Here is a 26,907-nt window from a genome sequence, read left to right on the forward strand (position 1 = left end):
GCCCTCGCAGTATGGCAGTGGCGTGGCAGACTGCGGCGCCCGGCCTGCCCCGGGGAAACACCCTCCAGCAGGCGCCACGCTTTTGCACCGCGCTACAAAGAGTATATTGATACGCATGACTTCCGAACTCATCACGACTTTGGCCCAGGCCCGCAAGGCCGCCCGCATCACCCAGGCCGATCTGGCCGAACGCGCCGGTCTGTCGCGCATGGCAGTGCAACGCACGGAAACCGGCGATGTCGACCCGCGCTTTTCCACCCTGCAGGAAATGGCCCGTGTGCTGAATATGGAGCTGATCGCCGTGCCCGCCGAGCTGCATGCCCAGGTGCTGGCGCTCATCCAGACTCAAGCCGGCCAGGATTCACTTTGAAGTCTTACGTATTGTTAACTTGAGAACCCTGTTGGCTCGGCCAAAATGGGCCGAGTTTTTGCGCGATATGCAGAGGTTTGAGAGATGGCGATTCACAACTGGGACTACGCACCCGAGGCACTGGAGGTACAGGTCAGCGAATTATTGCTGGCCACGGCAGATCAAAGCGACGAACTGGTCGATGAAAACGTGCGCCTGGTCCTGCAGGAGCTGCGCCAGCACCTGCATATGGAGGTGATTTTTGTCTCCGAGATCCGCAACGGCCAACGCATGTTCCAGCATGTCGATACTGCCCCCGGCAAGGAATTGATTGCCACCGGCGGCGGCGGCCCTCTGGAAGAGTCGTTTTGCCAGTGCGTGCTCGACGGCGTTCTGCCCGGCCTGGTCCATGACGCTGCCACCCATCCGGCCTTTTCCAAGCTGCCGGCAACGCCTTTTCGCGTAGGTGCCCATCTGAGCACACCTATCGTGCTGGCCAGCGGCAAGGTCTACGGCACACTGTGCTGCTTCAGTCAGGCCGCCGATGAAAGCCTGACAGCCAAGGATCTGCAAAAGCTCGAATGCGTGGCCAAGATCACGGCCAGGCGAATCGACATCAAGCAGGCCCAGCATCCGTAGCGGGCCAAAGAAAGGCGCGCGCCTTCCGCTCCGGTTTCTCCAGGAAAGCTCTGAAAGCCAGCTCTCCGGAAGGAATGCAGCTCAGCTCACGGCCACGCAGACCTGACGCTGCTCGCCCAGTCCGTCGGCACCCAGCCGCACCACGTCGCCGGGCTTGAGAAAGACAGGCTGCGGCTTTTGCCCCAGACCCACGCCTGCAGGCGTGCCGGTAAGAATCACATCGCCCGGCTCCAGGGTCATGAACTGGCTGATATAGCTGATGACCTTGGGCACGCCAAAGATGAAATTGCGGGTATTGCCGCTTTGCATGCGCTGGCCGTTCACTTCCAGCCACAGCGCAATGCAGTGCGGATCGGCCACCTCGTCGGCCGTCAGCAGCCAGGGCCCCAGGGGCGCAAAACTGTCATGGCTCTTGCCCTTGTCCCAGGTGCCGCCGCGCTCCATCTGCCAGGCACGCTCGGACACATCGTTGCCCAGCACATAGCCGGCCACATGCCCCAGCGCGGCCTGCTCGCTCACCCGCGTGGCGCGGCTGCCGATGACCACACCCAGCTCCACCTCCCAGTCCACCTTGGTCGCCGCCGGCACGATCTGTATGTCGTCATTGGGCCCGCTGATGGCCGTGACCGCCTTCATGAACAGCACCGGCTCGGCCGGTGGCGCGGCCCCGGCCTCTGCCGCATGGTCTGCATAATTCAAGCCCACGCAGACGATCTTGCCTACCTGCGCCACCGGGCAGCCCAGTCGGGGGGCTCCTGACACGGCCGGCAGCTCCTCCGCTTGTCGGTCGCGCCATAGCGCCAGCTTTTCAGGCTGCAGCTCGGCGCCGCGCCAGTCGGCCACCCAGCTCGAAGCATCGCGCAACACCCCTTGCGCATCCAGCAGACCGGGCTTTTCCTCTCCGGCAGCTCCAAATCGAACCAGTTTCATAGTCTCTCCATTCCTCGGACATCACTTTCGGGCGCACGGCGCAAGCCCGGGTCTTTCTTCACCAAGCGCCGCCATCCCCGACTCGTCTTTCACCACAGCCTGCCGGCAGCCCTTGCTTGAGCCACCGGCTGTCACGCCACTTCAAACAAGCGCCCCCATCCCTTGATATCTGCCGGACTGCGTCCTGCCGCACGCAGCATCCCCCACACCGTGGTGCTGACCGTATCGAGCAGCGGCACATTCCAGCGCCGCTCCACCTGATCCGCCAACTGCGCTGCATGCAGATTGGTGCAGTAAGTCACCACCGCATCGGGGGCGCCCTCCTCGATCACCTCTTCGATCAGCCCCAGCAACTGCTCCGGCTCCACGAGCGCAAAGCGGTGATTGACCGAAATGTTCAGATGCCGATGAGCCGTGGTTTCCACGCCGGCTGCGCGGTAATTGTTGACGATACATTGCTGCACATCCGCGGTATAGGGGCTCACGATGGCCAGCTTTTTGACGGAAAGCTTTTGCATCAGCTCATTGAGCGCCAGGATGGCCGTCGTTGCCTTGATGCCCGTACGCTGCTCGATGCGCTCGCATAGCTGCCGATCGCATTCAAAGCCGCGCCAGCCAGCAGCGGTACCACTCCAGCCGATCACATCCACTTTGGCATCCGCCAACAGCTCTGCGGCCGCAAGAATCTTGCTGTCATCAAACTGATTGAGCGCGGCCTGCGCCAACGAAATCTCCGTCACCGTGAAGCGCGAAAAATGTGCCGAGCATCGACCCGCGCTGGCGGCCAGCGCACTGGTCAGAGGCTCCAGCGCCGTATTCGAAGAAGGCGTCAGCACGCCCAGGCATGTCTTGGTTGCAGTCATCTCTTGTGTTTCTCCGTGAAGGGCTGGCCGTCTCGGCAGCCAGATCACATTGTTCTCAGTCCACCACAAAACGTCAACAATACTGTCAACAACAATAAAAGCATCAATTCTCAAAGTTGCCAGAAAATACATTCCAATTCGTCTGTAGCACTGCGGAAATGCAGATATTTCAAAGCGAATTTAGTCACATAGGTGTTTTCTATATTGTTTACAACATTGTCGACATTTAAATTTTCATCACATCAACCAACCCTGGATGGAGTGACCCCGAAGATGCATATCCCGACCACAGCCGCAGCGGAGCACACGCAGGCTCCGACCAAAGTCCGATGGAAGATCTTCCTGATGATGTTGTTCCTCATCTCGATCAACTACATCGACCGAGCTTCCCTATCGGTGGCCATGCCGATGATTGCCAAGGAATTCGATCTGAGTCCTGCCATGCAGGGTTTGCTGCTGAGTTCGTTTTTCTGGACCTATGCCTTCATGCAGATCCCGGGAGGCATGCTTGCCGACAAATACGGCCCACGCTCCGTCATCGCCGGCGCCACCCTGGGCTGGGGTCTGTTTCAAACCATCGCCGCCTTCACCACGGGCTGGTTCTCTCTGCTGCTGACACGCCTGGGGCTGGGAGCCGCCGAAGCCCCCATCTACCCGGCCGGAGGCAAGCTCAACGGCATCTGGATGTCCCAGAACGAGCGCGGCCGCGGCGCCACGCTGCTTGACGGTGGCGCACCGCTGGGAGCCGCCCTGGGAGCCATCATCATTGCGGGCCTGATCGCCTTCTTCGGCTCCTGGCGCATCTCCTTCGTGGTCGCCGGCGTCGGCACCATGATCGCGGGCTACTTTGCCTGGTCCTATATCCGCAACCACCCTCGCGAGCATTCCGGTGTGAACGAGGCCGAAGCCCGTCACATCGAAGCAGCACATGCCGAAGATGCCAGGGCCGACGCCGGAACCAGCAAGGGCAAGCTGCTGGACTTCTTCAAGTACCGCTCGGTATGGGGCATGTTCTTTGGCTGGATGTGCTTCAACGCACTCTTTTACGGCCTGCTGACCTGGATGCCCACCTACCTGTCCAAGGTGCACGGCATGGACATCAAGGCCATGGGCGGTGCGCTTTTCGCCATGTTCTTCTCCGGCTTCGTGGGAGAAATGATCGGCGGCTGGATCGCCGACAAATGGCGTGAGAAAGGTGGCAACCAGGCCACCGTGCTGCGCACCCTGTTCGGCATTGCATCCATCATCGCCACCATCGCCATCTATGGCGTCTCGCAGATCACCGACCCCGTCACGGTCGTCATCCTGCTGTCGATCACCCTGTTCTTCCTGCGCTGGTGCGGCCTGTTCTGGTGCATCCCGTCCCTGATCGGCACCCGCAATCGCGTCGGCTTTCTGGGCGGCGTCATGAACCTCGGCGGCAATTGCGCCGGCATCGGCGTGCCCATCATCGTGGGGCTGATCGTGCAGGCCACAGGCTCCTACTTCATGGCGCTGATGATGTTCACCGGCGCAGGCCTGGGCTTGTTCATCTGCTCGGCCCTGCTAATCGACTACAGCAAGAAAGTACCCGTGTAGACCTGGGACCCGAAGACGGCAGGAGCGGCACGCTCCTGCCCGCCCGGCACCAGGCGCCCCCTCGCTGGAAGCGATGACACCTCATCGTTCTGCAAACCTCGCCACAGTCATGCCAGCTGCGACTGGCCTCTCACACTCACCGTAAAACCGATCCCGAACATGAACCCCTGCGAATTCGATATCGTGGTGCGCAATGCACAAGTCGCGACTGCCAGTGACATCTTTGAAGCCGACATCGGTATCCGCAACGGCAAGATCGCCCAGTTGGGCAAGCAGTTGCCCGCCGGCGCTCACGAATACGACGCTCAAGGCCGGATCGTCACGCCGGGCGGCATCGACGCCCACTGCCACCTGGATCAGCCCATGGAGCCGCCGGTGCGCATGGCAGACGACTTCGAAAGCGGCACCCGTGCGGCGGCCTGCGGCGGCACCACCACGATCATTCCCTTCGCCGCCCAGGCCAAAGGCCAGTCCTTGCGCGCTGCCGTGGCCGATTACCACCGCCGCGCAGAAGGCAAGGCCTATGTGGACTACGGCTTTCACATGATCGTCAGCGACCCCACGCCCGAAGTGCTGGCAAACGAGCTGCCCGCGCTGATTCGGGAAGGCTATACCTCCTTCAAGATCTACATGACCTATGACGATCTGAAGCTCGATGACGGTCAGATTCTCGATGTCCTGGACGTGGCCCGCAAATACGATGCCACGGCCATGATCCATGCCGAGAATGCCGACTGCATCCAATGGCTGACCAAGCGCCTGGAAGCCAGCGGCCGCACCGCCCCTCGCTACCACGCGGTCTCTCGCCCCATGCTGGTGGAGCGCGAGGCCACGCACCGCGCCATCGCACTCTCGGAGCTGGCCGATGTGCCTATCCTCATCGTCCATGTCTCGGGCCGCGAGGCCGTCGAGCAGATCCGCTGGGCACGCTCCCATGGCATGAACATCATGGCCGAGACCTGCCCTCAATACCTGTTCCTGAGCGCAGAAGACCTGGGCCTGGACGACAGCTACCAAGGCGCAAAGTGCATATGCAGCCCGCCGCCACGCGACAAGGCCAACCAGGAGGTCATCTGGAACGGTCTCAACGACGGGCTCTTCACCGTATTCTCATCCGACCATGCGCCATTCAACTACGACGCCCCGGAAGGCAAAAAGCCGGGTGGCCAGGAAGTGTCCTTCAGCCATATTCCAAACGGCATCCCGGGCATCGAGACCCGCCTGTCCCTGCTCTACACCCATGGCGTGCTGGCGGGACGCATGACACTCAACCGCTTCGTGGAGCTGACCTCCACCAACCCGGCCAAGGTCTATGGGTTGCACCCGCGCAAGGGCAGCATCGCCATAGGTGCCGATGCCGACCTGGTCGTCTGGCAGGAGGGCGAGCGCACCATCCGCAACCGCGACCTGCATCACAACGTGGACCATACTCCCTACGAAGGCCAACTGCTCAAGGCCTGGCCCTGCCTGACCCTGTCGGGCGGCCAGATCGTCTGGGATGGCGAGAGATTCCAGGCCAGAGCCGGCCAGGGACGATTCCTGCAGCGTGGCGCCCCCACCTTGCTGCCCAAGCGACCCGCACCCCGCTTCTGAACCGGAGCACACACCATGAAACTGCTGATCATCAATCCCAATATCTCCGAGAGCGTCACTTGCTTGATAGAGAAAGAGGCCAGGCTGGCCGCTGCTCCGGGTACGGAAATCACCATGCTGACCGCCCCCATGGGTGTGGCCTATATAGAGACGCGCTTCGAGGCCATGATTGCCGCCTACGCGGTGGCCGAGCTGGCAGCCACCCATGCCGCGCGGCATGACGCCGTCATCCTGGCGGCCTTTGGCGACCCCGGTCTCGAAGGCCTGCGCGAGGCCCTGGACATTCCCGTGCTGGGCATGACCGAGTCCGCGCTCATGAGCGCATGCATGCTGGGCAAGCGCTTTTCCATCATTGCCATCTCCAGGCGCATCACCGCCTGGTACCGAGACATGGTCGAGCGCAACGGACTCATGGACCGGCTGGCCAGCATTCGCTGCCTGGACGAGCCTCTGCGGGACATTGCCAGCGTACAGGACGATCATGCAGCACGCCTGCAGGCCTTGTGCGAAGCAGCGGTCAGCGAAGATGGCGCCGACGTCCTGATCATTGCCGGCGCACCGCTGGCCGGCCTGGCACGCTCCATCAAGCAGCGCTTGCCGGTGCCGGCCGTCGATGGCGTCTCCAGCGCCGTCAACCACGCGCAAAGCCTGGTCTCGCTGGCACCCGCAGCGGCACGCGCCGGCAGCTTTGCCAAGCCGCCGCGCAAGGAGTTCAGGAATCTTCCCCCGGGCCTCACCCAGCTCTTTAGCCAGCTACCCTGAACACGCGGCTGCGGGATAACCTCCATCGAGATGATGCAAGCCGGCATGCTGTGTGACACTAGAATTCAGCAGCATGTCGACAAAAAGCACTACAAAAGTGAACAATCGAAGCAATACATCTCGATCCGAAATTACCGTGGATGAAATGGCCGCCCGCATTGCCACAGCCATCCATGAGCATCGCCTGTTGCCGGGAACCAAACTCGGCGAAGACCGGCTGGCCAATATCTTCAACACCAGCCGGGCTCGCGTACGCGAGGTGCTGGCCCGCATGGCACGCGACCAGATGGTGGAGCTGTTCCCGCAACGCGGAGCCTTTGTCGCCAAACCCAGCATCGAACAGGCACTGGACGTCTTCGAAGCACGCCGGCTGATAGAGCCGGGCATTGTGCGCCGCCTCGTCCTGCACATGGACAATGGCAAGATCCGTCGTCTGCAGGCCCATCTGAAGCAGGAGCGCGATGCTCGCGCCAACTCCGACAAGCGAGCCACGGTGCGGCTGTCCGGCGAGTTTCATGTGCTGCTGGCGGAGCTGGCCGGCAACTCCGCGCTTCTGCGCAGCATGCGCGAACTGTCCACGCTGACCTGCCTGACGATCTCGCTGTATGAGTCGGCAGTCAACACCTGCTGCCTGGTGGACGAGCACGAAGCCGTGGTCGATGCCATTGTCGCGGGCAATGGCGAGCTGGCAGAACAGCTGATGCTCAGCCATCTGGATCACATACAGGGCAGCCTGCGCCTGGAGGCCGATGCCGACGACGCCGATCTGGAACAGATACTGGGCGACCTCTGATCACAGCCGGCGTCGCGATACGGCAACGGGAGCCATCAAAGTGGTCGATACGCCCTTCTCGACTGGAGATGGCTGGCAGCTATCCGGGCAGAGGCGCCCGCATTAGCATCCACGGCTGATCGCCATCACTTTCTCCAGAGGCCCCAAGGCCGTTTCAATGAGCGCACCCGCCCCACCATCCTTGCCGCAAGCCCAGCGGCCACGCCCAGCCCATCTGAGCGAACTTTTCTGGTCGCTGACCTTTCTGGCCTTGCAGGGTTTTGGCGGCGTGCTGGCCGTGGTGCAGCGCGAACTGGTCGAAAAGCGCCAATGGCTGAGCAATGAGGAGTTCATGGAGGACTGGGCCGTGGCGCAGATCATGCCCGGCCCCAATGTGGTGAATCTTTCCATCATGCTGGGCGAACGCTACTTCGGCTGGCGCGGTGCCCTCGTGGGGCTGTGCGGCATGCTGACCTTTCCCATGCTGGTGGTCATCAGCCTCACTCTGGTCTATTCCCAGTTCGCGGCCAATCCGGCCGTGGCCGGCGCCCTGCGCGGCATGGGTGCCGTGGCGGCGGGACTGGTCGCAGGCATGGGCCTCAAGCTGGCCGGCACGCTGCGCAAACACCCGCTGGGCAAATGGTATTGCGCAGGGCTGGCCATTGCCGCCTTTGTGCTGGTTGCCGTGCTGCGCCTGCCGCTGTTCTGGGCCTTGCTGCTGGTGGGCGCGACCGGCTGCGTGCTGACCTATCGGAGCCTGGAATGAACACCCTGGTGATCGATCTGCAGACCGTGGACTGGCTGCATCTGCTTGTCTACTTCCTGACGCTGTCGTTGATGGCCGTGGGTGGCGCCATCACCGCCGCGCCCGATATGCACCGCTATCTGGTCGACGGCAACCACTGGCTGTCGGAAACCCAGTTCACCAGTTCCATCGCCATTGCCCAGGCAGCCCCCGGCCCCAACGTGCTGTTCATCGCCCTGCTGGGCTGGAACGTGGGACTGAATGCAGGTGGAGGCACCGGCCCTGCTGCCTGGGGCCTGGGTGCACTCGGTGTTGCCGTATGCATGGTGGGCATTCTGCTGCCCAGTTCGCTGCTGACCTGGCAGGCTTCGCGCTGGGGCCAGCGCAACCGTGACAAGCGCGGCGTGCGTGCCTTCAAGCAAGGCATGGCTCCGCTGGTGATCGGACTGCTGCTGGCGACTGGCTGGCTGCTGGGCAGCGCCAGCGGCAGCCCAGGCAAGGACTGGAAGCTATGGCTGCTGAGCCTTGCGTGCACCCTGCTGGTATGGCGCACCCGCATTCATCTGCTGTGGCTGCTGGCTGCCGGTGCGGCGCTGGGTGCGCTGGGCTGGGTCTAGTAGAGGCAGGAGTCAGCAGGGCTGTCCCGGCTGCAAGCCATCCTCGGGACTTGCCAGCAGCAAGGGCAGCGCCAGCGCCGACGGCATCGCGATCATCTGATCAGCCACCGGGTCCAGCTCGCTGGCATGCGGGTTGACAATGACCACGCGGGCCCGGTTGCGCCTGGCAATCTTGGCCAGACCTGCGGCCGGGTAGACGGCGCCCGATGTGCCTATCACCAGCATCAGCTGACATTGCTCTGCCGCCTGCTCTGCCCTGGCCCAGGTCTGGCCAGGCAAAGACTCGCCGAACCAGACGACCGCAGGCCGCAGCAAATTGCCGCAGGCGGCACAATGCGGCGGCTCGCCAGGGACAGCATGCTCGAGATCGCATGACGCACAGCGGCGATTCAGCCAGCGATTCCTGCTCAGCTCACCATGCAGACTCAGCACCTCTTCGCTGCCCGCCTGCTGGTGCAGCCCATCCACGTTCTGCGTGACGAGCGTCATCTGCCCGGGATGCTGCCTTGCCCAGCGCGCCAGCGCCAGATGTCCCTCGTTGGGAGCCGCCCTGGCAAGCAGGGATCGCCGGTGCTGGTACCAGCGCCAGACATGAGCCGGATCGCGGCGATACCCCGCCTCGCTGGCCATTTCCTCGGGCTTGAACCGGGACCAGTAAGAGTTTTCCGTGTCCCTGAAAGTAGGTACTCCCGATTCGGCACTGACGCCGGCCCCGGTAAGCACGGTCAGCCGCTGCGCCTCGCCCAGCCAGCGGCGCACGCAGGCAATCGCACCCAAGGAGGCCGAAGAATTGTCAATAAGTGCTTGAACCAAGGCAATGACCCCAAAAATCAAGTTGCAACGTGGAATACTTGAATCACTGTGCAGAGCGTTTGCCCTGCCTGATATTGCACCACACCAGCACATGAACGAATCGGGCCGATTGTTCGCACTTCAGCAAGCCATGCTGCCTGCAGCATTGGCATGGGCTGTTGTTGATGCCAGAACGCTGGAACTTCGCTTTGCCAACCCCGCAATGCAGCGGCTGCTGCAAGCCGGCATTCAATCCCCTGCCACGCAGGGGCTGGCGATGTTCGAGTCGGCCAGGAAGGCTGTCGGCCAGTGCATGGAAACAGGCCGGGAAACCACGACCCATTTGCCCGGTCTCGCCGGGCTCTGGCATTTCTCACCGATTCCGGACGATGGAATGCGCCCCGCAGTGCAGTGCTATGTATTGCAGGCCGAGACCGCATCGCATGAGCCCGATGACGAACTCGGGCTGGGCCATGTCAACCGCTTCGAGGCCTTTCTGGATCACCTCCCCTATCAGATCTGGATGGCCACCCCCCATGGAGAAGTGACCTGGTTCAACCAGGCCCTGCAGGAGTATGCCTACCGGGAGGTACGCCCGCTGAGCCTGCGCGAAGGCATCTGGATCGACATCGTGCATCCCGACGATCTGGCCGCCGTCAACACCGGGCTGTCGCGTGCCCTGATCACCGAAAAGCCGACGGGATACCGGCTGCGCATCAAGCGCCATGACGGCCAGTTCCACTGGTTTTTTTCGTCGCTGTCTCCGGTCAAGAATGCGCAGGGCAGAATTCTCTACTGGGTCGGCGCCAATCTGGGCATAGACAGCATCCGGCAGTCCGAGAACCAGTTGCGCGACCAGATCACCACGCTGAGCCACCAGCTGAGGCTCAAACAGCAAGCGCTGGATCAGGCTGAAACCTACCTCGCACAGGCCCAGAAAATGGGCATGGTGAACCAGCTGTCTGCCGGTGTTGCGCACGACATGAAGAACCTGCTTTTCATCACCGGCCTGCATGCCGGCATGCTGGAAAAGCAGCTGGGCGAGCCCGAGCAGCTCGAGCATGTGGACGTGATCCTCAACACGATTCAGAAAGCGGGCAGCCTGGCATCGCATCTGACCGGGTTCAGCAGCCGCAAATCCATGCAGCTGGCCGCTGCCGACCCCCGTGCGCTGGTACAGGATCTGGAGCCTCTGCTGAGCAAGGCCGTCGGCCAGAACGCTGAACTGCAGCTGCACATGGCGTCCAGCATCTGGCCCATCAGCGTGGACAAGCTGTATTTCGAGAACTCGCTGATCAATCTCTGCATCAATGCGCGCGATGCCACCGAAGAACATGGCCAGATCACGCTGACCGCAGAGAACGTGCTGCTCAAGCGTGCCGGCCATGCGGGCGACTATGTCATGGTCAGCGTGGCAGACAACGGCATGGGCATGAGTGAAGAGATCAAGGCCCGCATCTTCGACATGTTCTTCACCACCAAGCCCGAGGGCAAGGGCGCGGGCCTGGGCCTGCCCATGGTCAAGAACTTCATGGACCATGTCCAGGGCCTGATCGAAGTCGAAAGCACCCAGGGCCTGGGCACCATCGTGAGCCTGTACTTCCCGCGTGCACAGCCGGCTGCTGCGCAGGTCCCGCAAGCGGCTACCCCGGCAGGCCGGCAGGAAACGATCTTGCTCATCGAGCCGGACCTGGCCGCGCGCAATGCCATGGCCCAGGTGCTGTACGGACTGGACTACCAGGTCGTGACCGCCTACCTGCCCGAAGTCGCGCTGCGCTATATCAACAGCGGCATGAAGGTGGACCTCATCATTGCCGCCGATGAATTCCCGGCTCCTTTGAACATTGCGAACATGCAGCAGGAGCTGGCCCGCAAGCAGATTCTCATTCCGCTCGTCCTCATGACCAGCAGCGAAGAGGCCGAACTGCCGCAGGCCCGGGAATGCCGCTATGTCGTACTGAGCAAGCCCATGGATATTGGCGAGCTGGCACGCACCGTACAGCGCATGCTGCACCCGGGCTGCACGACCCCGGCCGATCTGCCGGCCGCCTGAGAACGGATCGGCCGCCCGCAAAAAAGGCGCCACCGCTGTCGCAGTCGCGCCTTGCTTTCGCTTTCAGCGGCCTGGCTAGCCTGCTCAGGCCTTGATCGCCACCGCTGCTGCCAGACGCTGGCGCAATGCCTCATACAGGCACACACCACTGGCAACGGACACATTCAGGCTTTCCACCGCACCTTGCATGGGGATGCCGACCAGTGCATCGCAGGTCTTGCGGGTCAGCTGGCGCATGCCATCGCCCTCGGCCCCCAGCACCAGCGCCGTCGGGCCGGTCAGATCCATCTGGTAGAGATGCCTGTCGGCATCGCCGCTGGTGCCGATGATCCAGATGCCGCGCTCCTTGAGTTCCTTGAGCGTGCGCGCCAGATTGGTGACCATGAAGTAGGGCACGGTCTCTGCCGCACCGCTGGCCACCTTGGCCACGGTGGCGTTGATGCCGGCCGCATGGTCCTTGGGGGCGATCACGGCGTGCACGCCTGCACCATCGGCCACACGCAGGCAGGCGCCCAGATTGTGAGGGTCGGTCACGCCGTCGAGCACCAGCAGCAGCGGGGCCTTCACGCCTTCATCTTCCAGGTCATCGAGCAGCTCGTCGAGCGTACGTGTGTCCTTGACCTCTTCCACACGTGCTGCCACACCCTGGTGACCATGCGAGCCGACGAGCTTGGCAATGCGCAGGGCATCGGCCTCGATCAGACGCACCCCGGCCTCCTTGGCGCGCTCCAGAAACTGGCGCATGCGCGCATCGCGGCGCGAAGCCTCGAAATAGACTTCGATGATGGATTGAGGGGCGGTCTTCAGACGCACGCCGACGGCGTGAAAGCCGAAAAGAACTTTGGGGGACGACATGGGGCCGTATTATCCCGGCGTTTGCGGCAGACCTGGGACTCGCAGGGCCATGTCTGGGTTGGCAGCTGAGGTTTTTCATTGCCGCTACACTGCGCCCCCAACGGGCGGCACCCGCTTCATCAGGCAGAACCGGCATGGCTTGTGCCGAGTGCAAGTCTTTACATGAAGCTGCGCAGCCGCCCAGAAAGACTGGCAGCAGGCCTGCCCTGCAGCTCCCCCTGCATTCGCGCACAGGGTCTCTTCATGCCCGGCATGACGAGATTGGCGCGCCTGCATCCCCTTCCAATCCCTTAACGAATACCCAGCATGCTCAAAGCCTTGCTCGATTGGTTCAACCGCACCAGCCTGGTGCTGCAGATTGTGATTGCCCTGATTCTGGGCGGCCTGGTGGCCTGGCTATGGCCAGCTGCCGCCCAGCCCTCAGCCTTGCTGGGCGGCCTGTTCATTGCCGCCCTCAAGGCCGTGGCACCGGTGCTGGTGCTGCTGCTGGTCATGGCGGCCATCAGCAGCCACCGCCCGGGCCAGGAAACGCAGATCAAGCCCGTGCTCTGGCTCTACGTGATCGGCACGCTGGCGGCGGCCTGCGTGGCCGTGGCGGCCAGCGCCATCTTCCCCTCGGTGATTCACTTTCGTGAAGCGCCCAAAGTCCAGAGCGTGCCCGGCGAGATCAGCCAGGTGCTGAGCACCGTCGTCCAGAGCCTGTTCGACAATCCCGTCAATGCCTTGCTGAATGCCAACTACATCGGCATTCTGGCCTGGGCCATCGCACTGGGCATTGCACTGCGCCACGCCAGCCCCAGCACCCGCACCATGGTGGAGGACTTCGGCGACGCCATCACCCGCGTGATTCAAGGCGTGATCCGTCTGGCCCCCTTTGGCATATTCGGACTGGTGGTCGCCACCTTCTCCTCGGGCGGACTGGATGCACTCAAGGACTATGCCCATCTGCTGGCCGTGCTGGTCGGCTGCATGGTGTTTGTGGCCCTGGTGGTCAACCCCGCCATTGTCTGGACCCAGACTCGCCGCAACCCCTACCCGCTGGTGCTGACCTGCCTGCGCGAGAGCGCGGTAACCGCCTTTTTCACGCGCAGCTCGGGCGCCAACATTCCCGTCAATCTGGCCCTGGCCCAGAAGCTCGGGCTCGACGAGAACACCTACACCATCTCGATTCCGCTGGGCGCCACCATCAATATGGCCGGTGCGGCCGTGACCATCAGCGTGCTGACGCTGGCCGCAGCCCATACGCTGGGCATCAGCGCGGACATCCCCACAGCCATATTGCTGTGCGTGGTCTCCGCAGTCTGCGCCTGCGGTGCCTCGGGCGTTCCAGGCGGCTCGCTGCTGCTGATTCCGCTGGCCTGCAGCCTGTTCAACATCCCCAACGATGTGGCCATGCAGGTGGTGGGTGTCGGCTATGTCATCGGCGTGATTCAGGACTCTACCGAGACGGCTCTCAACTCCTCGACCGACGTGCTGTTCACCGCCGCCGCCTGCCGCGCCGCCGAACGCAAGGCCGGACTGGAAGTGGCACGCATATGAGGCCTGCCTCTCGAAAGCCATTGATTTGATAGCTGCAAGCGCTTTTCTGATAAGCGCCAGATGAAAGAAGGCCTGTGATCACACAGGCCTTTTTGCTTCCTAGACTGCGCGACCGGCCTCGATGGTGATGCTGCGCTCGCATTGCGCAGCTATCTCGCGGTCATGCGTGACCAGGATCAGTGTCGTGCCGCGCTCGCGGTTGAGCGCAAACATCAGCTCCATGATGGTCTGGCCCGTGGCGAAATCCAGGCTGCCCGTGGGCTCGTCGGCCAGCAGCACGGCAGGCTCCACCACAAAGGCGCGCGCCAGGGCCACGCGCTGCTGCTCGCCGCCCGACATCAGCCTGGGATAGTGATTGAGGCGCTGACCCAGGCCCACGCGCTCCAGCATCTGCGCGGCGCGCGCCCTCGCATCGCGCTGCCCCGCCAGCTCCAGCGGCAGCATGACGTTTTCCAGTGCCGTGAGATTGCCCAGCAACTGAAAGCTCTGGAATACAAAACCCATCTTCTGGGCCCGCACCGCCGCCCTGTCGTCCTCGCTGAGTGCAAACAAATCCTGGCCCAGCAGCCGGACCGTGCCGTGACTGGGGGTATCGAGGCCGGCCAGAATCGACAGCAAAGTGCTTTTACCCGAGCCCGAGGCACCGACAATGGCAACAGTTTCACCGGCCGTGAAGCTCAGATTGATATCCCGCAAAATATCCAGCACGCCTGTGGAATCGCTCACCGATTTGGACAGTTGCTCAACGGCAATCAAAGGAATGGCAAGAGTTGTGGACATGAATCAATTGGATAGCAAAAACGTCAAGGATCGCAGCCCGCAGTTTGCACTGCAGCGTCGTCACTGTATCGCTGTTGCTCTGACGCTCGCCATTTCGGGGGCTTGCGACATTGCAGCGGCGGCCGCGCCCGGAGCTAAATCCGGCCCGGTGCTGGTGCTGGGCGATTCGCTGAGTGCCGAGTACGGACTGACGCGCGGCAAGGGCTGGGTTCAGTTGCTGCAGCAGCGCATGAATGATGAAAAAAACCCGCGCAAGGTGGTCAATGCCAGCATCAGCGGCGAGACCACGGCTGGCGGCAGAGCGCGCCTGGCGTCGCTGCTCAGGCAGCATGAACCCGGCATCGTGATTCTGGAGCTGGGCGGCAACGACGCATTGCGCGGTCTGGCGCTGCAGAGCACGCAGCAGAATCTGGAAGTCATGATCAAGGCCGCCAAGGAAGCCGGAGCCCAGGTACTGCTGGTGGGAATGCAGGTGCCTCCCAACTATGGAGCAACCTACACCGAGCAGTTCGCCGGCATGTTCAAGAAGGTTGCCGACACGCAAAAGCTGCCGCTGGTGCCGTTTCTGCTGTCGGGAATCGGCGATGCGGCGGATGCCGAGCAGTGGTTTCAGAGCGACCGGATTCACCCCAATGCCCAGGCGCAGCCCCAGATGCTGGCCAATGTCTGGCCCAAGCTCAGGCCGCTGCTGAAATAGGCGGTGCCCGCGCGGCCTCAGTCGCTGCCGCCGCCTCCGCCATCACCACCGGAATCGCCGCCATCCGTGCTGCAGGCCCCCTCGCCGCTGCCCGCGCCACAAAAATAGCTGTCGTTGAAGACGTCGCTGCCGTCTTCGCGGCTGCTCGCCGAAGTCCATGCCAGCTGCGAGTCGGCGCTGCGCCCCGGCACGCCGGACTGAGACGAGAAGACTTTTTTCAACCAGTTCCAGAACTCCATGGCATCCCCCTCATTGCGCCTCAGGCAGCGGCCTCCTTGCTTTCGGCGCGGACGCTGGCTTTATACGCATGCCAGCTGGCACAGCCCAGCAGCGGCCCGATGACGATCAGACCCACACTGTAGAACAGCAGCGAGGCCGCGATCAACACGGTGATGATCAGCCCCCACAGCAGCATCACGCCCGTGTTGGCGCCCACCACACGCATGCTGGTGATACAGGCCGTCAACGCATCGGTATCCAGATCGAGAATCGTGGGCAGCGAAACCACCATGCTGGCAAACACCAGGGCCGCAAATATCCCGCCAACCGCGCTGTAGCCCAGCAGAAACTCCCAGTTCTCGGGGCGCAGCAGGGTCTGCAGCAAGGTTGCCGTGCTGGGCATGCCGGTGTCGAACGAGATGGCGAACACCACCATGGCGGCGCGCCCCCAGAGCATCTCCAGCACCATCAACACCATGACCAGCATGCCCATGCTGGCCAGGTGTCGGTCCCAGCAGGTCAGCGACTCCGACAGCAGCACGGGCTTGCCCTGCTCCTGCTGCTTGCTGACGTAGTACAGGCCCATGGCCATGAAGGGTCCGACCAGCAGACAGCCGCTGGCCATGGACATCACATATTCGGGACTGGAGCGGAACACCCAGGCCAGCAGCCGCGCCATGCCCCAGAAGCACAGGCCGTAGAACAGCGCAATGATGGGTGCGCGCCGCACATCGCGCAAACCGAGCAGCAGCCACTGCCAGGGCTCGCTCCAGCGCAGCTGCAGAATCTGCAGATTGCCGGACTCGGCCTTGACTTCGGAAACAGGGGAAGCTTGCATGCGAGACCCTCCTTGTCGCCCGTGCCGCGCCTGGGTGGCGGCAGCTGACAGGAACAAGTTACCCGCTCGACCCTGAATCTGCATTGCGGAAAGCCCGCATGCCCAAGCATAGGTCTTCACTATAAAAATAAGAGCTTATAGCAGCCATCCATACTTGATTTCAATAAAAAATAACCTTGAAATCAATGATCAGCAGGCGCTAGAAGCTCTCATCTCAATAGCATCAACCAAAAGCCTTCAGCAGCGCCTGGGCCAGATCGGCCTGCAGATCGGTCGCGTCTTCGAGGCCGATGGCAAAGCGCACCACGGTCCCCGCCTTGATATGCGGTGTGGCACGGCTGCGCATCTCGGGCAGCTCGTAGGGCACGACCAGACTCACCGGCCCGCCCCAGCTGTAGCCCAGCTTGAACAGGCGCAGGCTGTCGCAGAAGCGGTCCACGGCCGCCTGGTCAAAACGTTCGTCGATGACCACGCTGAACAAACCGGCAGCCACGCCATCCTGGCCCTGGCCTTGTGCGCACAGCTGCTTCCAGTAAGCATGGCCCGGGGCGTCAGCCATGGCGGGGTGCAAGACCTGCGCCACCGCACTGTGGGTGGCCAGCCACTGTGCCAGCTGGCGTGCCGAGCGATCCTGTGCGTGATAGCGCAGGCCGATGCTGGGCAGGCTGCGCAGCACGGCCTCGGCATCGTTGCCACTCACGCCCAGGCCCAGGCGCATGTGCGCGAGCTTGATGCGCATATGCAGGGGCTGGTTGCGCGTGATGATGCTGCCCATCAGCACATCGCCGCCGCCGCTGGGGTACTTGGTCAGTGCATGGGCCGTGACATCGACGCCCAGACTGCCATCGCCCAGCAGGTCGAAGGGGCGAAACGCCAGGCCCGCGCCCCAGGTGTTGTCCAGCACCATGGTCACGCCCCTGGCCCGGCACAGGCGCACCTGCTCGACGAGATTCGGGAACTCCATGGTCACCGAGCCCGGAGCTTCCAGCCAGACCAGCTTGGTGGCGGGCGTGATCTTGGCCGCAAGATCTTCGACACTCATGGGGTCGTAGTACTGGTGGCCGATGCCGAAATGGGCCAGCTCGCCTTCGGTCAGGGTCTTGTTGGGGCCGTAGACGTTGTCGGGAACCAGTACCTCGTCGCCCGTCCTCAGCAGCGCCAGCGACACCGTGGCAATCGCGGCCAGTCCACTGGGCACCAGCAGGCATTGCAGGCCCCCCTCCAGCGAAGCCAGACGCTCTTCCAGGGCATAGGTCGTGGGCGTGCCATGCAGGCCGTAGGTGTAGCTGCTCTTGTCCAGCCAGCGGCGTTCGCGCATGGCCTGCACGTTCTCGAAGTACACGGTCGAAGCCTTGTGCACGGCCGGCTGCGGGCCTTCGAAGTCCGTGGGAGCCTTGTAGGGATGGTGAATCAGATGGGTGGAAAGCTTGTGGTCGGCTTGGGTCATGCCCTGATCTTAGTGCCATGCGAGCACAAAAAAGCCAGAGGGCTTGCGCGCTCTGGCTTCATGCGAGATGCAGGCCGAAAGGGATCAACCAGCCTTCACGGTCAGATTGTTGTTGACCGAGGTCACGCCCTTGGCGGCCTTGGCGATATCGCCGGCCTGGGTCTTGACGGCTTCGCTGGGCACGGTGCCGGTCAGGGTCACTGCGCCGGCCTTGGTGTCCACATTGATCTGCAGCGCACTGATTTCCGGGGCCTTGATCAGGTCGGTCTTGACGGCGGCGGTGATGCCTGCGTCATCCAGGGCAGCACCTGCCTTGGCAGCGCCCTCTTCCATCTTCTCGCCAGCCTTGTCCACAGCAGCGCCAGCAGCTTCACCAGCCTTGGCCAGTGCATCGGCAGCCGCATCGCCGGCCTTGGCCGTGCCTTCTTCAATCTTGGTGCCTGCATTTTCCGCAGCCTTCTCGGTCTGGGAAATGGCGGAATCGAGCTTCTGGCCAGCGGTCTTGTCTTCGGACTTGCCGCAGGCAGCCAAGCCAAAGGCCAAGGCGGTAATGGCCAGAACTTGAGCGGAGCGCTTGAACATAGTGGTCATATCGATTTCTCCCTTAATGCTTGCAAAAACATGACTATTAACTGTAACCAGTCCCCATTTTGGCCCGGATACGAACTTTTCCCGCATCCCTGTAGGACAAATTTATCCAAATTTGTGACATTTAATTAATGAATGTTATTTTCTGTTATTTACAGAAACTATCTGCAAGCCCTGCCTCAGTCCGCAGCCTCCCGTATGCGCGGGTGTCGCGCGAATGCCAGTCCCAACAGGGTAGCCAACAGCATGACAAAACAGGCAAACAAGCTCACGGCCAGCGTGATGCTCCAGCGGTCGGCAATCCAGCCCACGACCAGCATGGGCAGCATGGAGCCGAGCAAGCCTATGGTCTGATAGGTGGACAGCAGCCCTGCCCGGTTGTCAGGCCCCGCAAGACGGCCGACCATGCTCATGCCGGCAAGCATGCACATGCCATGCCCGAGCGCCGTCAGACACACTCCCAGGACAAACAGCAGCATCGATCTGGCCTGCAGGTTCAATATCAGCACGGCGTTGCTGAGCGCCAGCAGCGCCATTGCGGCAAAGCCGCAGCGATGCAGTGGCAGACTGGCAGCCAAGAGCTGAATACCCGCAGAGACGAGCAGGATCAGCGCAATGGCCGTGCCGCTGACCACTGGGCCGCTCCAGGCAATCATCTGCTGCAGAAACAGCGGCGCCATGGAGGCATAGAGCCCGAACACGCCAAACGCCACGAACGGATAGCCGCAGGTCAGCGCAAAAGCCAGGGAGTCCTCGCGCCCAGGCCAGGTCAGCCGCGGCAGACAGTCCTGCCAGCGCAGGCAAGCCGCCGCCTGGGCGGGCCGCCCTGGATTCAGCTGCGCCGACTCAGGCAGCTTGAGCATGAAGACGCCGGCCACGCCAATGCAGCCCAGTACCAGCGGCACCAGATAGGCCGTCGCCAAGGGCCGGGGCAGCCACTGCCCGGCCACACCGCCGATCAGCGGCCCCAGGCCGAAGCCCAGCACATTGAGAAAACTGGCCACCATGGCCACACGCCGAGGCTGCAGACGGGTGGCACCGCTGGCCGCCAGCAGCGTCAGTCCCGTGGTGGCGCTGATGGTGATGAGGCTTGAGGACAGCCCCACCACAAAACGCCCGACAATCAGGCTGGGCAGATTCCAGGCCAGCATCGAGATCAGCGTGCCCACCAGCGTCAGACACAGAAAGCACAGCATCACGCGCTGGAAACCAATGCGATCGGGCAAACGCCCCAGAAACAGCAGGGCGCACAGCCCGCCGCACATATAGAGCACATAGATCAGCGAGATATCGCTGGGCCGCAACTGCCAGTCCTGCTGGTAGAGCGCATACAGCGGGCTGATCAGCGCTGCCCCCAGCACTCCCACCACCAGGCCGAAGCCCACCCACCAGACTGCGGCCTGTGCCTTTTCGACTTCCACCTGCCATGTATTGCCTTGCGACATCTGCTGCCTCTTCATGGTGCCGCTCCCGCATCAGGGACAGAACGCACAGGCGTTCATCCTGGCGCGCCGTCAGAGCGGACCAGCCACTTGCTTGCGATGAGAACATTGTCGGCAGCACGGCTTGCTCGCGCATAGGCCAAACAAGGGATACATGCCTCAAACGATTTACAGGCAAGCGATGACGGCTATGCTTTTTGACAAGCAAAACCGCACATCACCGACTCCGGCACCCATCGCTATACTTTGCGCCCTAATGACAGCAGGATTTCCCGGCATGCGCCCGAACGTTTTTTTGCGCCCTTTGCTCTGTTTGAGTCTGCTTGGCCTTGCCGCCTGCGGCAGCAATCCGCCCAGCACCGCAGCGACACCCGAGCCGCCTACCGCCACCACCTCGGCCCCCGCTATCAAGATCGGACTGGCCCTGGGCGGCGGTGCGGCCAAGGGCTTTGCCCATATCGGGGTCATCAAGATGCTCGAGGCCAATGGCCTGACGCCCTCGTTCGTGGCCGGCACCAGTGCCGGCAGCGTGGTGGGCGCGCTCTATGCGAGCGGCATGAACGCCTTCGAGCTGCAGGAAAAAGCCGTGGCGCTGGACGAGGCCAAGATCCGCGACCTGCAACTGTCCTCCGGCGGCCTGGTACTGGGCCAGAAGCTCGAAGACTATGTGAATGAACAGGTGCACCGCAAGCCGCTGGAGCAGATGGCCAAGCCCTTTGTCGCCATCTCCACGCGCCTGGAAGACGGCGAGCGCACGGTGTTTGCCCGTGGCAACGTGGGCCAGGCCGTGCGCGCCTCCAGCAGCGTGCCCGGCGTGTTCCAGCCCGTCACCATCGGCAAGTACCACTATGTGGACGGCGGCATTGTCAGCCCCGTGCCCGTGGATGCCGTGCGCAATCTGGGGGCCGACATCGTGATTGCCGTGGACATCTCCAACAAGGCCAGCGGCAAGACCCCAGCCAATATGCTGGGCGCGCTCAACCAGTCGATTGCCATCATGGGCCAGAAGCTGGGACAGGCCGAGCTGGCACGCGCAGACATCATCATCCGCCCCAAGGTTCTGGACATCGGCCCGGCCGACTTCGCTCAGCGCAGCCATGCGATTGTGGAAGGCGAGAAGGCCGCGACGGCGCTGATGCCGCAGATTCGTGAACGCATCGCCCAGCTGCGCGCCGAACGTGCCAAGGCCACCCAGGTGGCGCAGCAAAAAGCCGCCGAAGCCAGCTATCAGGAATGTCTGAAACAGCGCTCCAGCCTCCAGAAGATCTCCGGCATGGTGGGCATGAGCGATAACTGCGCAAAGCCCTGAGCCGAGCCCTCGCCAATAAAAAGGCCCGCTGACGCGGGCCTTTTTTGTTGCGCTGCGCGGATTAGAACGCCTCTTCCTCCATACCTGCACAGGTCATGTCGCGCGCCTTGACCACCTGCAGCCAGGCACCGATGCGCGGCAGCTCGTAGTGGAAGAAGTAGCGCTGCGCCGCCAGGCTGCCGCGATGGGCAGCAATCGCCAGATCCCTGTCCATGACCAGCACGGCCAGCGCCACATCCAGCCAGATCCAGGCCAGCACCATATGGCCGAAGGCCTGCATATAGGGCACGGCATTGGCCAGGGCCTCCTGGGGATTGCCGCTCGCCCAGGCCGCCTTGGTGGCGGCGCCTACATCGGCCAGCGCGCGCGCCAGCTGGTTGGCATGGCTCGCCAGCTTTTCATGCTGCATGGCACGCTGGATGGTGGCGTTGATGCGGGCCGCCAGCAGCTGCAGCCCCTTGCCACCGTCCATGACGACCTTGCGGCCCAGCAGATCCAACGCCTGGATGCCATGCGTGCCCTCGTGAATCATGTTCAGACGGTTGTCGCGCCAGTACTGCTCGACCGCGAAGTCCCGCGTATAGCCATAGCCGCCATGGATCTGGATGGCCAGCGAATTGGCTTCCAGGCAGAACTCGCTGGGCCAGCTCTTGGCAACCGGCGTCAACACCTCCAGCAGCAGCCTGGCTTCTGCCGCCTCCTGACTCTGGCCGGTGTACTGCTCGTCCACCAGTCTCGCACACAGCAGGTTCAGGGCCAGCGCGCCTTCGCAATAGGCCTTCTGCGCCAGCAGCATGCGCTTGACGTCGGCATGCTCGATGATGCGCGACTGTGGCCGGCTCGCATCCTTGCCGCCCTCGCCTATGGGCCGGCCCTGAGGGCGGCTTTGCGCATATTCGAGACTGGCGTGGTAGCCCGCCATGCCCAGCATGGAAGCCGCCATGCCGATGGAGATACGCGCCTCGTTCATCATGTGGAACATGCATTTGAGGCCCTCGCCGGGCTGGCCGACCCGATAGCCGATCGCACCCGCGCCGCGGCCATCCAGGCCCCCGCCATGCTGGCCGCGCACCGGGTATCTGCCTTCGCCGAAATTGAGCAAGGTATTGGTCGTGCCGCGCCAACCCAGCTTGTGGTTGAGGCCCGCCAGGGCCACGTCGTTGCGCTCGCCGGTCAGCCGCCCCTCGGCATCGACCAGCTTCTTGGGCACGATGAACAGCGAAATGCCCTTCACGCCGGCAATGGTCTTGCCATCGGCGCCGGGAATCTTGGCCAGCACCAGGTGCACGATGTTCTCGGTCATCTCGTGGTCGCCCGAGCTGATCCACATCTTGTTGCCCTTGAGCCGATAACGCGGCCCCAGCGCATCGCTCTCGTACTCGACGCCATCGGGCTCGGCGCGCGTGGCGATGTCCGACAGCGAGGAGCCCGCCTGCGGCTCGGACAAGGCCATGGTGCCGGCCCAGCGGCCATTGAACTCATTGGCGGCAAAGACTTTTTTCTGCCGCTCGGTGCCATGGGCCATGATGGCGTTGGCATTGCCCGAGGTCAGCATGTTCGAACCAATGCTGATCGAGGCCGCTGCGAAAAAGCAGTTGGCCGCTGCCTCCACGGTATAGGGCAGCTGCATGCCGCCCATCTCGTAGTCCTGGGCCGCGCTGAGCATGCCCGATTCGGCATAGGCCTCGCGGGCTTCATAGGTGCATTGAGGCAGGATGACTTTTTCGCCGTCGAACTGCGGCTCATGCAGATCCACCGTGCGGTTGAAGGGCGCGTATTTCTCGCGCGCGATGCGCTCGCAGGTATCCATCACCGCATCAAAGGTATCACGCGAATGATCGGCAAAGCGTGAGCGACTGGTCAGGCCTTCGGCCTGCAGCCAGTCGTAGAGCAGAAAGTCAATGGTGGAACGCAGGCGCATAGATTACCTATCAGAACAGGCTTCACCGCTTATGAATAAAGCGATCAAAGCTATCAATTTCATAAATTCAGAGGAGAAAAAAGCCGCCTCCAGCCCCCCATCCCAAGGTGGCCAGAAGACGGCTTGACCCAAGCCCTGCTTACAGGACTTCAAACACGCCTGCCGCGCCCATGCCGCCGCCAATGCACATGGTCACACAGACACGCTTGGCGCCACGGCGCTTGCCCTCGATCAGTGCATGACCCGTCAGGCGCTGGCCCGAAACGCCATAGGGGTGGCCCACGGCAATCGCGCCGCCGTTGACATTGAGCCTGTCGGCCGGAATGCCCAGCTTGTCGCGGCAGTAGATGACCTGCACGGCAAAGGCTTCGTTGAGCTCCCACAGGTCGATATCGTTGATCGACAGCCCCAGCTTCTTGAGCACCTTGGGAATGGCGTAGATGGGGCCGATGCCCATTTCGTCGGGCTCGCAGCCGGCCACGGCAAAGCCCAGGAAGCGGCCCAGAGGCTTGAGGCCCTTGCGCGAGGCGTATTCCTCGCTGACCACGGCGCAGGCGCCGGCCCCGTCGGAGAACTGGCTCGCATTGCCGGCGGTAATCACCCCGCCGGGCAGCGCGCTGCGCAGACCGCTGATGCCTTCCTTGGTCGTGCCCTCGCGAATGCCCTCATCCTTGCTGACGGTCACCTCCTTGGTGATCAGGCCGCGCACCTTGTCGGCCACGCCCATGACGGTCTTCATGGGAGCAATTTCCGCTTCGAACAGGCCAGCCGCCTGTGCCGCAGCCGCTTTTTGCTGGCTGGAGGCGCCGTACTCGTCCTGGGCATCGCGGCTGATGTTGTAGCGCTTGGCCACCTGCTCGGCAGTCTGCAGCATGCTCCAGTAGATCTCGGGCTTCATGGCTGTCAGCTCGGGATCGAAAGCCATGTGCGGGTTCAGATGGGGTTGCACGCAGGAGATGCTCTCCAGACCGCCGGCCACCAGCACATCGTTCTCGCCCGCGATGATGCGCTGGGCAGCCAGCGCAATCGCCTGCAGGCCCGAGGAGCAGAAGCGGTTGATGGTCAGGCCCGAGGTCGTGACAGGTAGACCTGCACGCATGGCGATCAGACGGGCGACATTGCCGCCTGTCGTGCCTTCGGGCAGGGACATGCCCATGATCACGTCCTCGACCTCGGCGCCCTCAATGCCTGCGCGCTCCACAGCCGCCTTGACGGCGTGGGCACCCAGGGTGGGGCCATAAGTCATGTTGAAAGCGCCCTTCCAGCTCTTGGCCAGCGGGGTGCGCGCGGTAGAAACAATCACTGCGGATGTCATGTTCTGTCCTTTGATTCTGGGTATTTCGTGGCAGATCGCCGTTCACACAGGCCCGCAAATCGACGATTTGCGTTGGAGACGGGGAGCGAAGCCGCAGGCAGTACGAGCAGTACGACAAGGCTTCGCTACGACGTCTCAAGGTCTGGGTGCGCGGCGCCTAGCTGAACTGCTTGCCTTCGGCGGCCAGCTTGGCCAGCAGCGGCGCGGGCTGCCAGAACTTGGCGTCGTCGTTGGGGTTCTGGGCAAAGCGGCCCATGGCCTGAACCACGTTGAACAGGCCGACTTCGCCCGCATAGTGCATGGGGCCGCCGCGCCACAGCGGAAAGCCGTAGCCGGTCAGATACACCATGTCGATATCGCCGGACTTGCTGGCAATGCCGTCCTCCAGAATGTGCGCGCCTTCGTTGACCAGCGCAAAGACCAGACGCTGCACGATTTCCTCGTCGGAGATCTTGCGCGGCGTCAGCCCCAGGCTCTTGCGGTGCTCGTCGATCATCTTGGTCACCACTTCCGAGGGGATGGCGTCGCGCTTGCCGGGCACATAGTCGTACCAGCCCGCGCCGGTCTTCTGACCGAAGCGGCCCAGCTCGCACAAACGGTCCGCACTGGCGCTGTACTTCATGTCGGGTTGCTCGACATAACGGCGCTTGCGGATGGCCCAGCCGATGTCGTTGCCGGCCAGATCGCCCATGCGGAACGGTCCCATGGCAAAGCCGAACTTCTCGATGGCCTTGTCGACCTGCTGGGGCGATGCACCTTCGTCGAGCAGGAAGCCGGCCTGGCGCGAGTACTGCTCGATCATGCGATTGCCGATAAAGCCGTCGCAGACGCCGGAGACCACGGCCGTCTTCTTGATCTTCTTGGCCACCTTCATCACCGTGGCCAGCACATCCTTGGCCGTGGCCTTGCCGCGCACCACTTCCAGCAGCTTCATCACATTGGCGGGACTGAAGAAATGCATGCCCACCACGTCCTGCGGACGCTTGGTGAAGGCGGCGATCTTGTCCACATCCAGGGTCGAAGTGTTGGACGCCAGAATCGCGCCGGGCCTAGCCACTTCATCGAGCTGCTTGAAGACCTGCTCCTTCACGCCCAGCTCCTCGAACACGGCCTCGATGATGAGGTCGGCATTCTTCAGATCGCCATAGTTGAGCGTGGTGGACAGCAGGCTCATGCGCTGCTCGTACTTCTGCTCGGAGAGCTTGCCCTTCCTGACCTGGGCTTCGTAGTTCTTGCGGATGGTCGCCACGCCACGGTCCAGGGCTTCCTGCTTGGTCTCCAGAATCGTGACGGGAATGCCCGCATTCAGGAAGTTCATGGAGATGCCGCCGCCCATGGTTCCGGCACCGATCACGCCCACGGTCCGGATCTCGCGCACCGGTGTATCGCCGGGCACATCGGGGATCTTGGAGGCGGCACGCTCGGCCATGAACAGATGGCGCAGCGAACGCGACTCGGGCGTCATCATCAGCTGCATGAAGGCTTCGCGCTCGGCCACCATGCCGTCGTCGAATTTCTTGGTCGTGGCGTTCTTGACGGCTTCCAGGCAGCGCAGGGGCGCAGGGAAGTTCTTGGACATGCCCTGCACCATCGTGGCGGCAAACTCGAAATAGGCCTCGCCCTGGGGATGCTTGCAGGACAGGTCACGCACACGCGGCAGCGGGCGGGCATCGGCGACCTCCAGCGCCAAGGCCTTGGCCTCGGCCAGCAGCGTCTCGGCCGAGGCAGACATCTTGTTGAACAGCTTCTGGCCAGGCAGCATGGCCAGCATTTCGCTCATCACGGCCTCGCCGCTGACGATCATGTTGAGCGCGGCTTCCACACCCAGAACGCGCGGCAGGCGCTGGGTGCCGCCGGCGCCTGGCAGCAGGCCCAGCTTGACCTCGGGCAGCGCCACGGACGTGCCGGGAGCCGCAATGCGGTAATGGCAGCCCAGCGCCAGTTCCAGCCCGCCCCCCATGCAGACGCTGTGAATCGCAGCAATCACAGGCTTGGTCGACAGGTCCAGTTGCTGGATGACCGAAATCAGATGCGGCTCACGGTAGGCATCTTCCTTGCCGAATTCGGTGATATCGGCTCCGCCCGAGAAGGCCTTGCCGGCCCCGGTAATCACAATGGCCTTGACGGCCTTGTCGGCCAGAGCCTGGCGCAAGCCCTCAACCACACCTCGTCTGGTGGCCAGACCCAGGCCGTTGACCGGCGGGTTGTTCAAGGTAATGACGGCGATGGCTCCGTCCACTTTGTATTCAGCAGTCATGCTGTTG

The 26,907-nt window shown here is 62.8% G+C and carries 25 protein-coding genes; 12 read left to right on the forward strand and 13 right to left on the reverse strand.

Annotated elements, in window-relative coordinates:
- Positions 1-115 precede the first annotated feature (115 nt).
- Positions 116-370 carry a helix-turn-helix transcriptional regulator gene (locus FSY59_RS21445; RefSeq protein WP_003053782.1) on the forward strand — a complete coding sequence of 85 codons (255 nt, stop codon included), beginning with the start codon at positions 116-118 and terminating at the stop codon, positions 368-370.
- An 84-nt stretch (positions 371-454) separates the two neighbouring features.
- Entirely contained in the window at positions 455-988 is a 534-nt protein-coding gene (locus tag FSY59_RS21450) for a GAF domain-containing protein (protein WP_050874144.1), read from the forward strand.
- An 81-nt stretch (positions 989-1,069) separates the two neighbouring features.
- On the opposite strand, the gene FSY59_RS21455 is transcribed toward FSY59_RS21450, so the two are convergent.
- Positions 1,070-1,918 carry a fumarylacetoacetate hydrolase family protein gene (locus FSY59_RS21455; RefSeq protein ID WP_148729637.1) on the reverse strand — a complete coding sequence of 283 codons (849 nt, stop codon included), beginning with the start codon at positions 1,916-1,918 and terminating at the stop codon, positions 1,070-1,072.
- A 131-nt stretch (positions 1,919-2,049) separates the two neighbouring features.
- Complete coding sequence (locus FSY59_RS21460) at positions 2,050-2,781, reverse strand: aspartate/glutamate racemase family protein (RefSeq protein WP_003053777.1); 732 nt, start codon at positions 2,779-2,781, stop codon at positions 2,050-2,052.
- A gap of 273 nt (positions 2,782-3,054) precedes the next feature.
- Here FSY59_RS21460 and FSY59_RS21465 point away from each other — a divergent pair, with 273 nt between their 5' ends.
- The 6 genes from FSY59_RS21465 to FSY59_RS21490 all read left to right on the forward strand — a co-directional run bounded on the left by FSY59_RS21465 (position 3,055) and on the right by FSY59_RS21490 (position 8,848).
- A complete protein-coding gene (locus FSY59_RS21465; RefSeq protein WP_003053774.1) occupies positions 3,055-4,359 on the forward strand; it encodes an MFS transporter in 1,305 nt (434 codons plus the stop codon).
- A 159-nt stretch (positions 4,360-4,518) separates the two neighbouring features.
- The gene (gene hydA, locus FSY59_RS21470; protein ID WP_148729638.1) at positions 4,519-5,952 is read left to right on the forward strand and encodes a dihydropyrimidinase; all 1,434 of its coding nucleotides are present in this window, start codon (positions 4,519-4,521) and stop codon (positions 5,950-5,952) included.
- A 15-nt stretch (positions 5,953-5,967) separates the two neighbouring features.
- Positions 5,968-6,714 carry an aspartate/glutamate racemase family protein gene (locus FSY59_RS21475; protein WP_019042191.1) on the forward strand — a complete coding sequence of 249 codons (747 nt, stop codon included), beginning with the start codon at positions 5,968-5,970 and terminating at the stop codon, positions 6,712-6,714.
- Positions 6,715-6,859: 145 nt separating this feature from the next.
- Positions 6,860-7,507: a GntR family transcriptional regulator gene (locus FSY59_RS21480; protein ID WP_003053771.1), complete on the forward strand. Its 648-nt coding sequence runs from the start codon at positions 6,860-6,862 to the stop codon at positions 7,505-7,507.
- 157 nt (positions 7,508-7,664) lie between these two features.
- On the forward strand, positions 7,665-8,252 hold the full coding sequence (locus tag FSY59_RS21485; RefSeq protein WP_003053770.1) for a chromate transporter: 588 nt from the start codon (positions 7,665-7,667) through the stop codon (positions 8,250-8,252).
- Positions 8,249-8,848: a chromate transporter gene (locus FSY59_RS21490; protein WP_019042193.1), complete on the forward strand. Its 600-nt coding sequence runs from the start codon at positions 8,249-8,251 to the stop codon at positions 8,846-8,848. Before FSY59_RS21485 ends, FSY59_RS21490 begins: the two co-directional genes overlap by 4 nt.
- Positions 8,849-8,860: 12 nt before the next feature.
- Here FSY59_RS21490 and FSY59_RS21495 read toward each other — a convergent pair whose 3' ends face one another.
- Positions 8,861-9,661 (reverse strand): NAD-dependent deacylase, encoded by an 801-nt coding sequence (locus FSY59_RS21495; protein WP_187427955.1) that lies wholly within the window; start codon positions 9,659-9,661, stop codon positions 8,861-8,863.
- Between the two features lie 91 nt (positions 9,662-9,752).
- Between FSY59_RS21495 and FSY59_RS21500 the strand changes: the two genes are divergently transcribed.
- Positions 9,753-11,693, forward strand: coding sequence for a hybrid sensor histidine kinase/response regulator (locus FSY59_RS21500; RefSeq protein WP_034400445.1), 1,941 nt, complete (start codon positions 9,753-9,755; stop codon positions 11,691-11,693).
- 84 nt (positions 11,694-11,777) lie between these two features.
- Here FSY59_RS21500 and rlmB read toward each other — a convergent pair whose 3' ends face one another.
- The gene (rlmB, locus tag FSY59_RS21505; protein WP_019042196.1) at positions 11,778-12,548 is read right to left on the reverse strand and encodes a 23S rRNA (guanosine(2251)-2'-O)-methyltransferase RlmB; all 771 of its coding nucleotides are present in this window, start codon (positions 12,546-12,548) and stop codon (positions 11,778-11,780) included.
- Positions 12,549-12,854: 306 nt separating this feature from the next.
- Here rlmB and sstT point away from each other — a divergent pair, with 306 nt between their 5' ends.
- Complete coding sequence (gene sstT, locus FSY59_RS21510; protein ID WP_043373707.1) at positions 12,855-14,087, forward strand: serine/threonine transporter SstT; 1,233 nt, start codon at positions 12,855-12,857, stop codon at positions 14,085-14,087.
- Between the two features lie 99 nt (positions 14,088-14,186).
- Here sstT and FSY59_RS21515 read toward each other — a convergent pair whose 3' ends face one another.
- On the reverse strand, positions 14,187-14,867 hold the full coding sequence (locus FSY59_RS21515) for an ABC transporter ATP-binding protein (RefSeq protein WP_029158317.1): 681 nt from the start codon (positions 14,865-14,867) through the stop codon (positions 14,187-14,189).
- Between FSY59_RS21515 and FSY59_RS21520 the strand changes: the two genes are divergently transcribed.
- Complete coding sequence (locus FSY59_RS21520; protein ID WP_029158318.1) at positions 14,866-15,564, forward strand: arylesterase; 699 nt, start codon at positions 14,866-14,868, stop codon at positions 15,562-15,564. The two genes, FSY59_RS21515 and FSY59_RS21520, sit on opposite strands and share 2 nt — an antisense overlap.
- Positions 15,565-15,581: 17 nt before the next feature.
- Here the strand turns inward: FSY59_RS21520 and FSY59_RS21525 are convergent, their stop codons facing one another.
- From FSY59_RS21525 to FSY59_RS21545, 5 genes are all read right to left on the reverse strand, one after another.
- Positions 15,582-15,803: a hypothetical protein gene (locus tag FSY59_RS21525; protein WP_003053761.1), complete on the reverse strand. Its 222-nt coding sequence runs from the start codon at positions 15,801-15,803 to the stop codon at positions 15,582-15,584.
- A gap of 20 nt (positions 15,804-15,823) precedes the next feature.
- A complete protein-coding gene (locus FSY59_RS21530; RefSeq protein ID WP_019042200.1) occupies positions 15,824-16,621 on the reverse strand; it encodes a DUF2189 domain-containing protein in 798 nt (265 codons plus the stop codon).
- Between the two features lie 223 nt (positions 16,622-16,844).
- Entirely contained in the window at positions 16,845-18,068 is a 1,224-nt protein-coding gene (locus FSY59_RS21535; protein ID WP_148729640.1) for a PLP-dependent transferase, read from the reverse strand.
- Positions 18,069-18,152: 84 nt separating this feature from the next.
- The gene (locus FSY59_RS21540; RefSeq protein WP_003053758.1) at positions 18,153-18,659 is read right to left on the reverse strand and encodes a BON domain-containing protein; all 507 of its coding nucleotides are present in this window, start codon (positions 18,657-18,659) and stop codon (positions 18,153-18,155) included.
- A gap of 176 nt (positions 18,660-18,835) precedes the next feature.
- Positions 18,836-20,101, reverse strand: a complete 1,266-nt coding sequence (locus FSY59_RS21545) for an MFS transporter (RefSeq protein WP_019042202.1) — start codon at positions 20,099-20,101, stop codon at positions 18,836-18,838.
- A gap of 274 nt (positions 20,102-20,375) precedes the next feature.
- On the opposite strand from FSY59_RS21545, the gene FSY59_RS21550 reads away from it, so the two are divergent.
- The gene (locus FSY59_RS21550; RefSeq protein WP_050874184.1) at positions 20,376-21,407 is read left to right on the forward strand and encodes a patatin-like phospholipase family protein; all 1,032 of its coding nucleotides are present in this window, start codon (positions 20,376-20,378) and stop codon (positions 21,405-21,407) included.
- A 61-nt stretch (positions 21,408-21,468) separates the two neighbouring features.
- Here FSY59_RS21550 and FSY59_RS21555 read toward each other — a convergent pair whose 3' ends face one another.
- From FSY59_RS21555 to FSY59_RS21565, 3 genes are all read right to left on the reverse strand, one after another.
- Positions 21,469-23,328: an acyl-CoA dehydrogenase gene (locus FSY59_RS21555; RefSeq protein ID WP_148729641.1), complete on the reverse strand. Its 1,860-nt coding sequence runs from the start codon at positions 23,326-23,328 to the stop codon at positions 21,469-21,471.
- A gap of 139 nt (positions 23,329-23,467) precedes the next feature.
- Positions 23,468-24,643: an acetyl-CoA C-acyltransferase gene (locus tag FSY59_RS21560; RefSeq protein ID WP_003069486.1), complete on the reverse strand. Its 1,176-nt coding sequence runs from the start codon at positions 24,641-24,643 to the stop codon at positions 23,468-23,470.
- A gap of 157 nt (positions 24,644-24,800) precedes the next feature.
- On the reverse strand, positions 24,801-26,900 hold the full coding sequence (locus FSY59_RS21565) for a 3-hydroxyacyl-CoA dehydrogenase NAD-binding domain-containing protein (protein WP_148729642.1): 2,100 nt from the start codon (positions 26,898-26,900) through the stop codon (positions 24,801-24,803).
- Positions 26,901-26,907: the final 7 nt, after the last annotated feature.

The organism is Comamonas sp. Z3 (assembly GCF_008121565.1).
Taxonomy (GTDB): domain Bacteria; phylum Pseudomonadota; class Gammaproteobacteria; order Burkholderiales; family Burkholderiaceae_C; genus Comamonas; species Comamonas brasiliensis.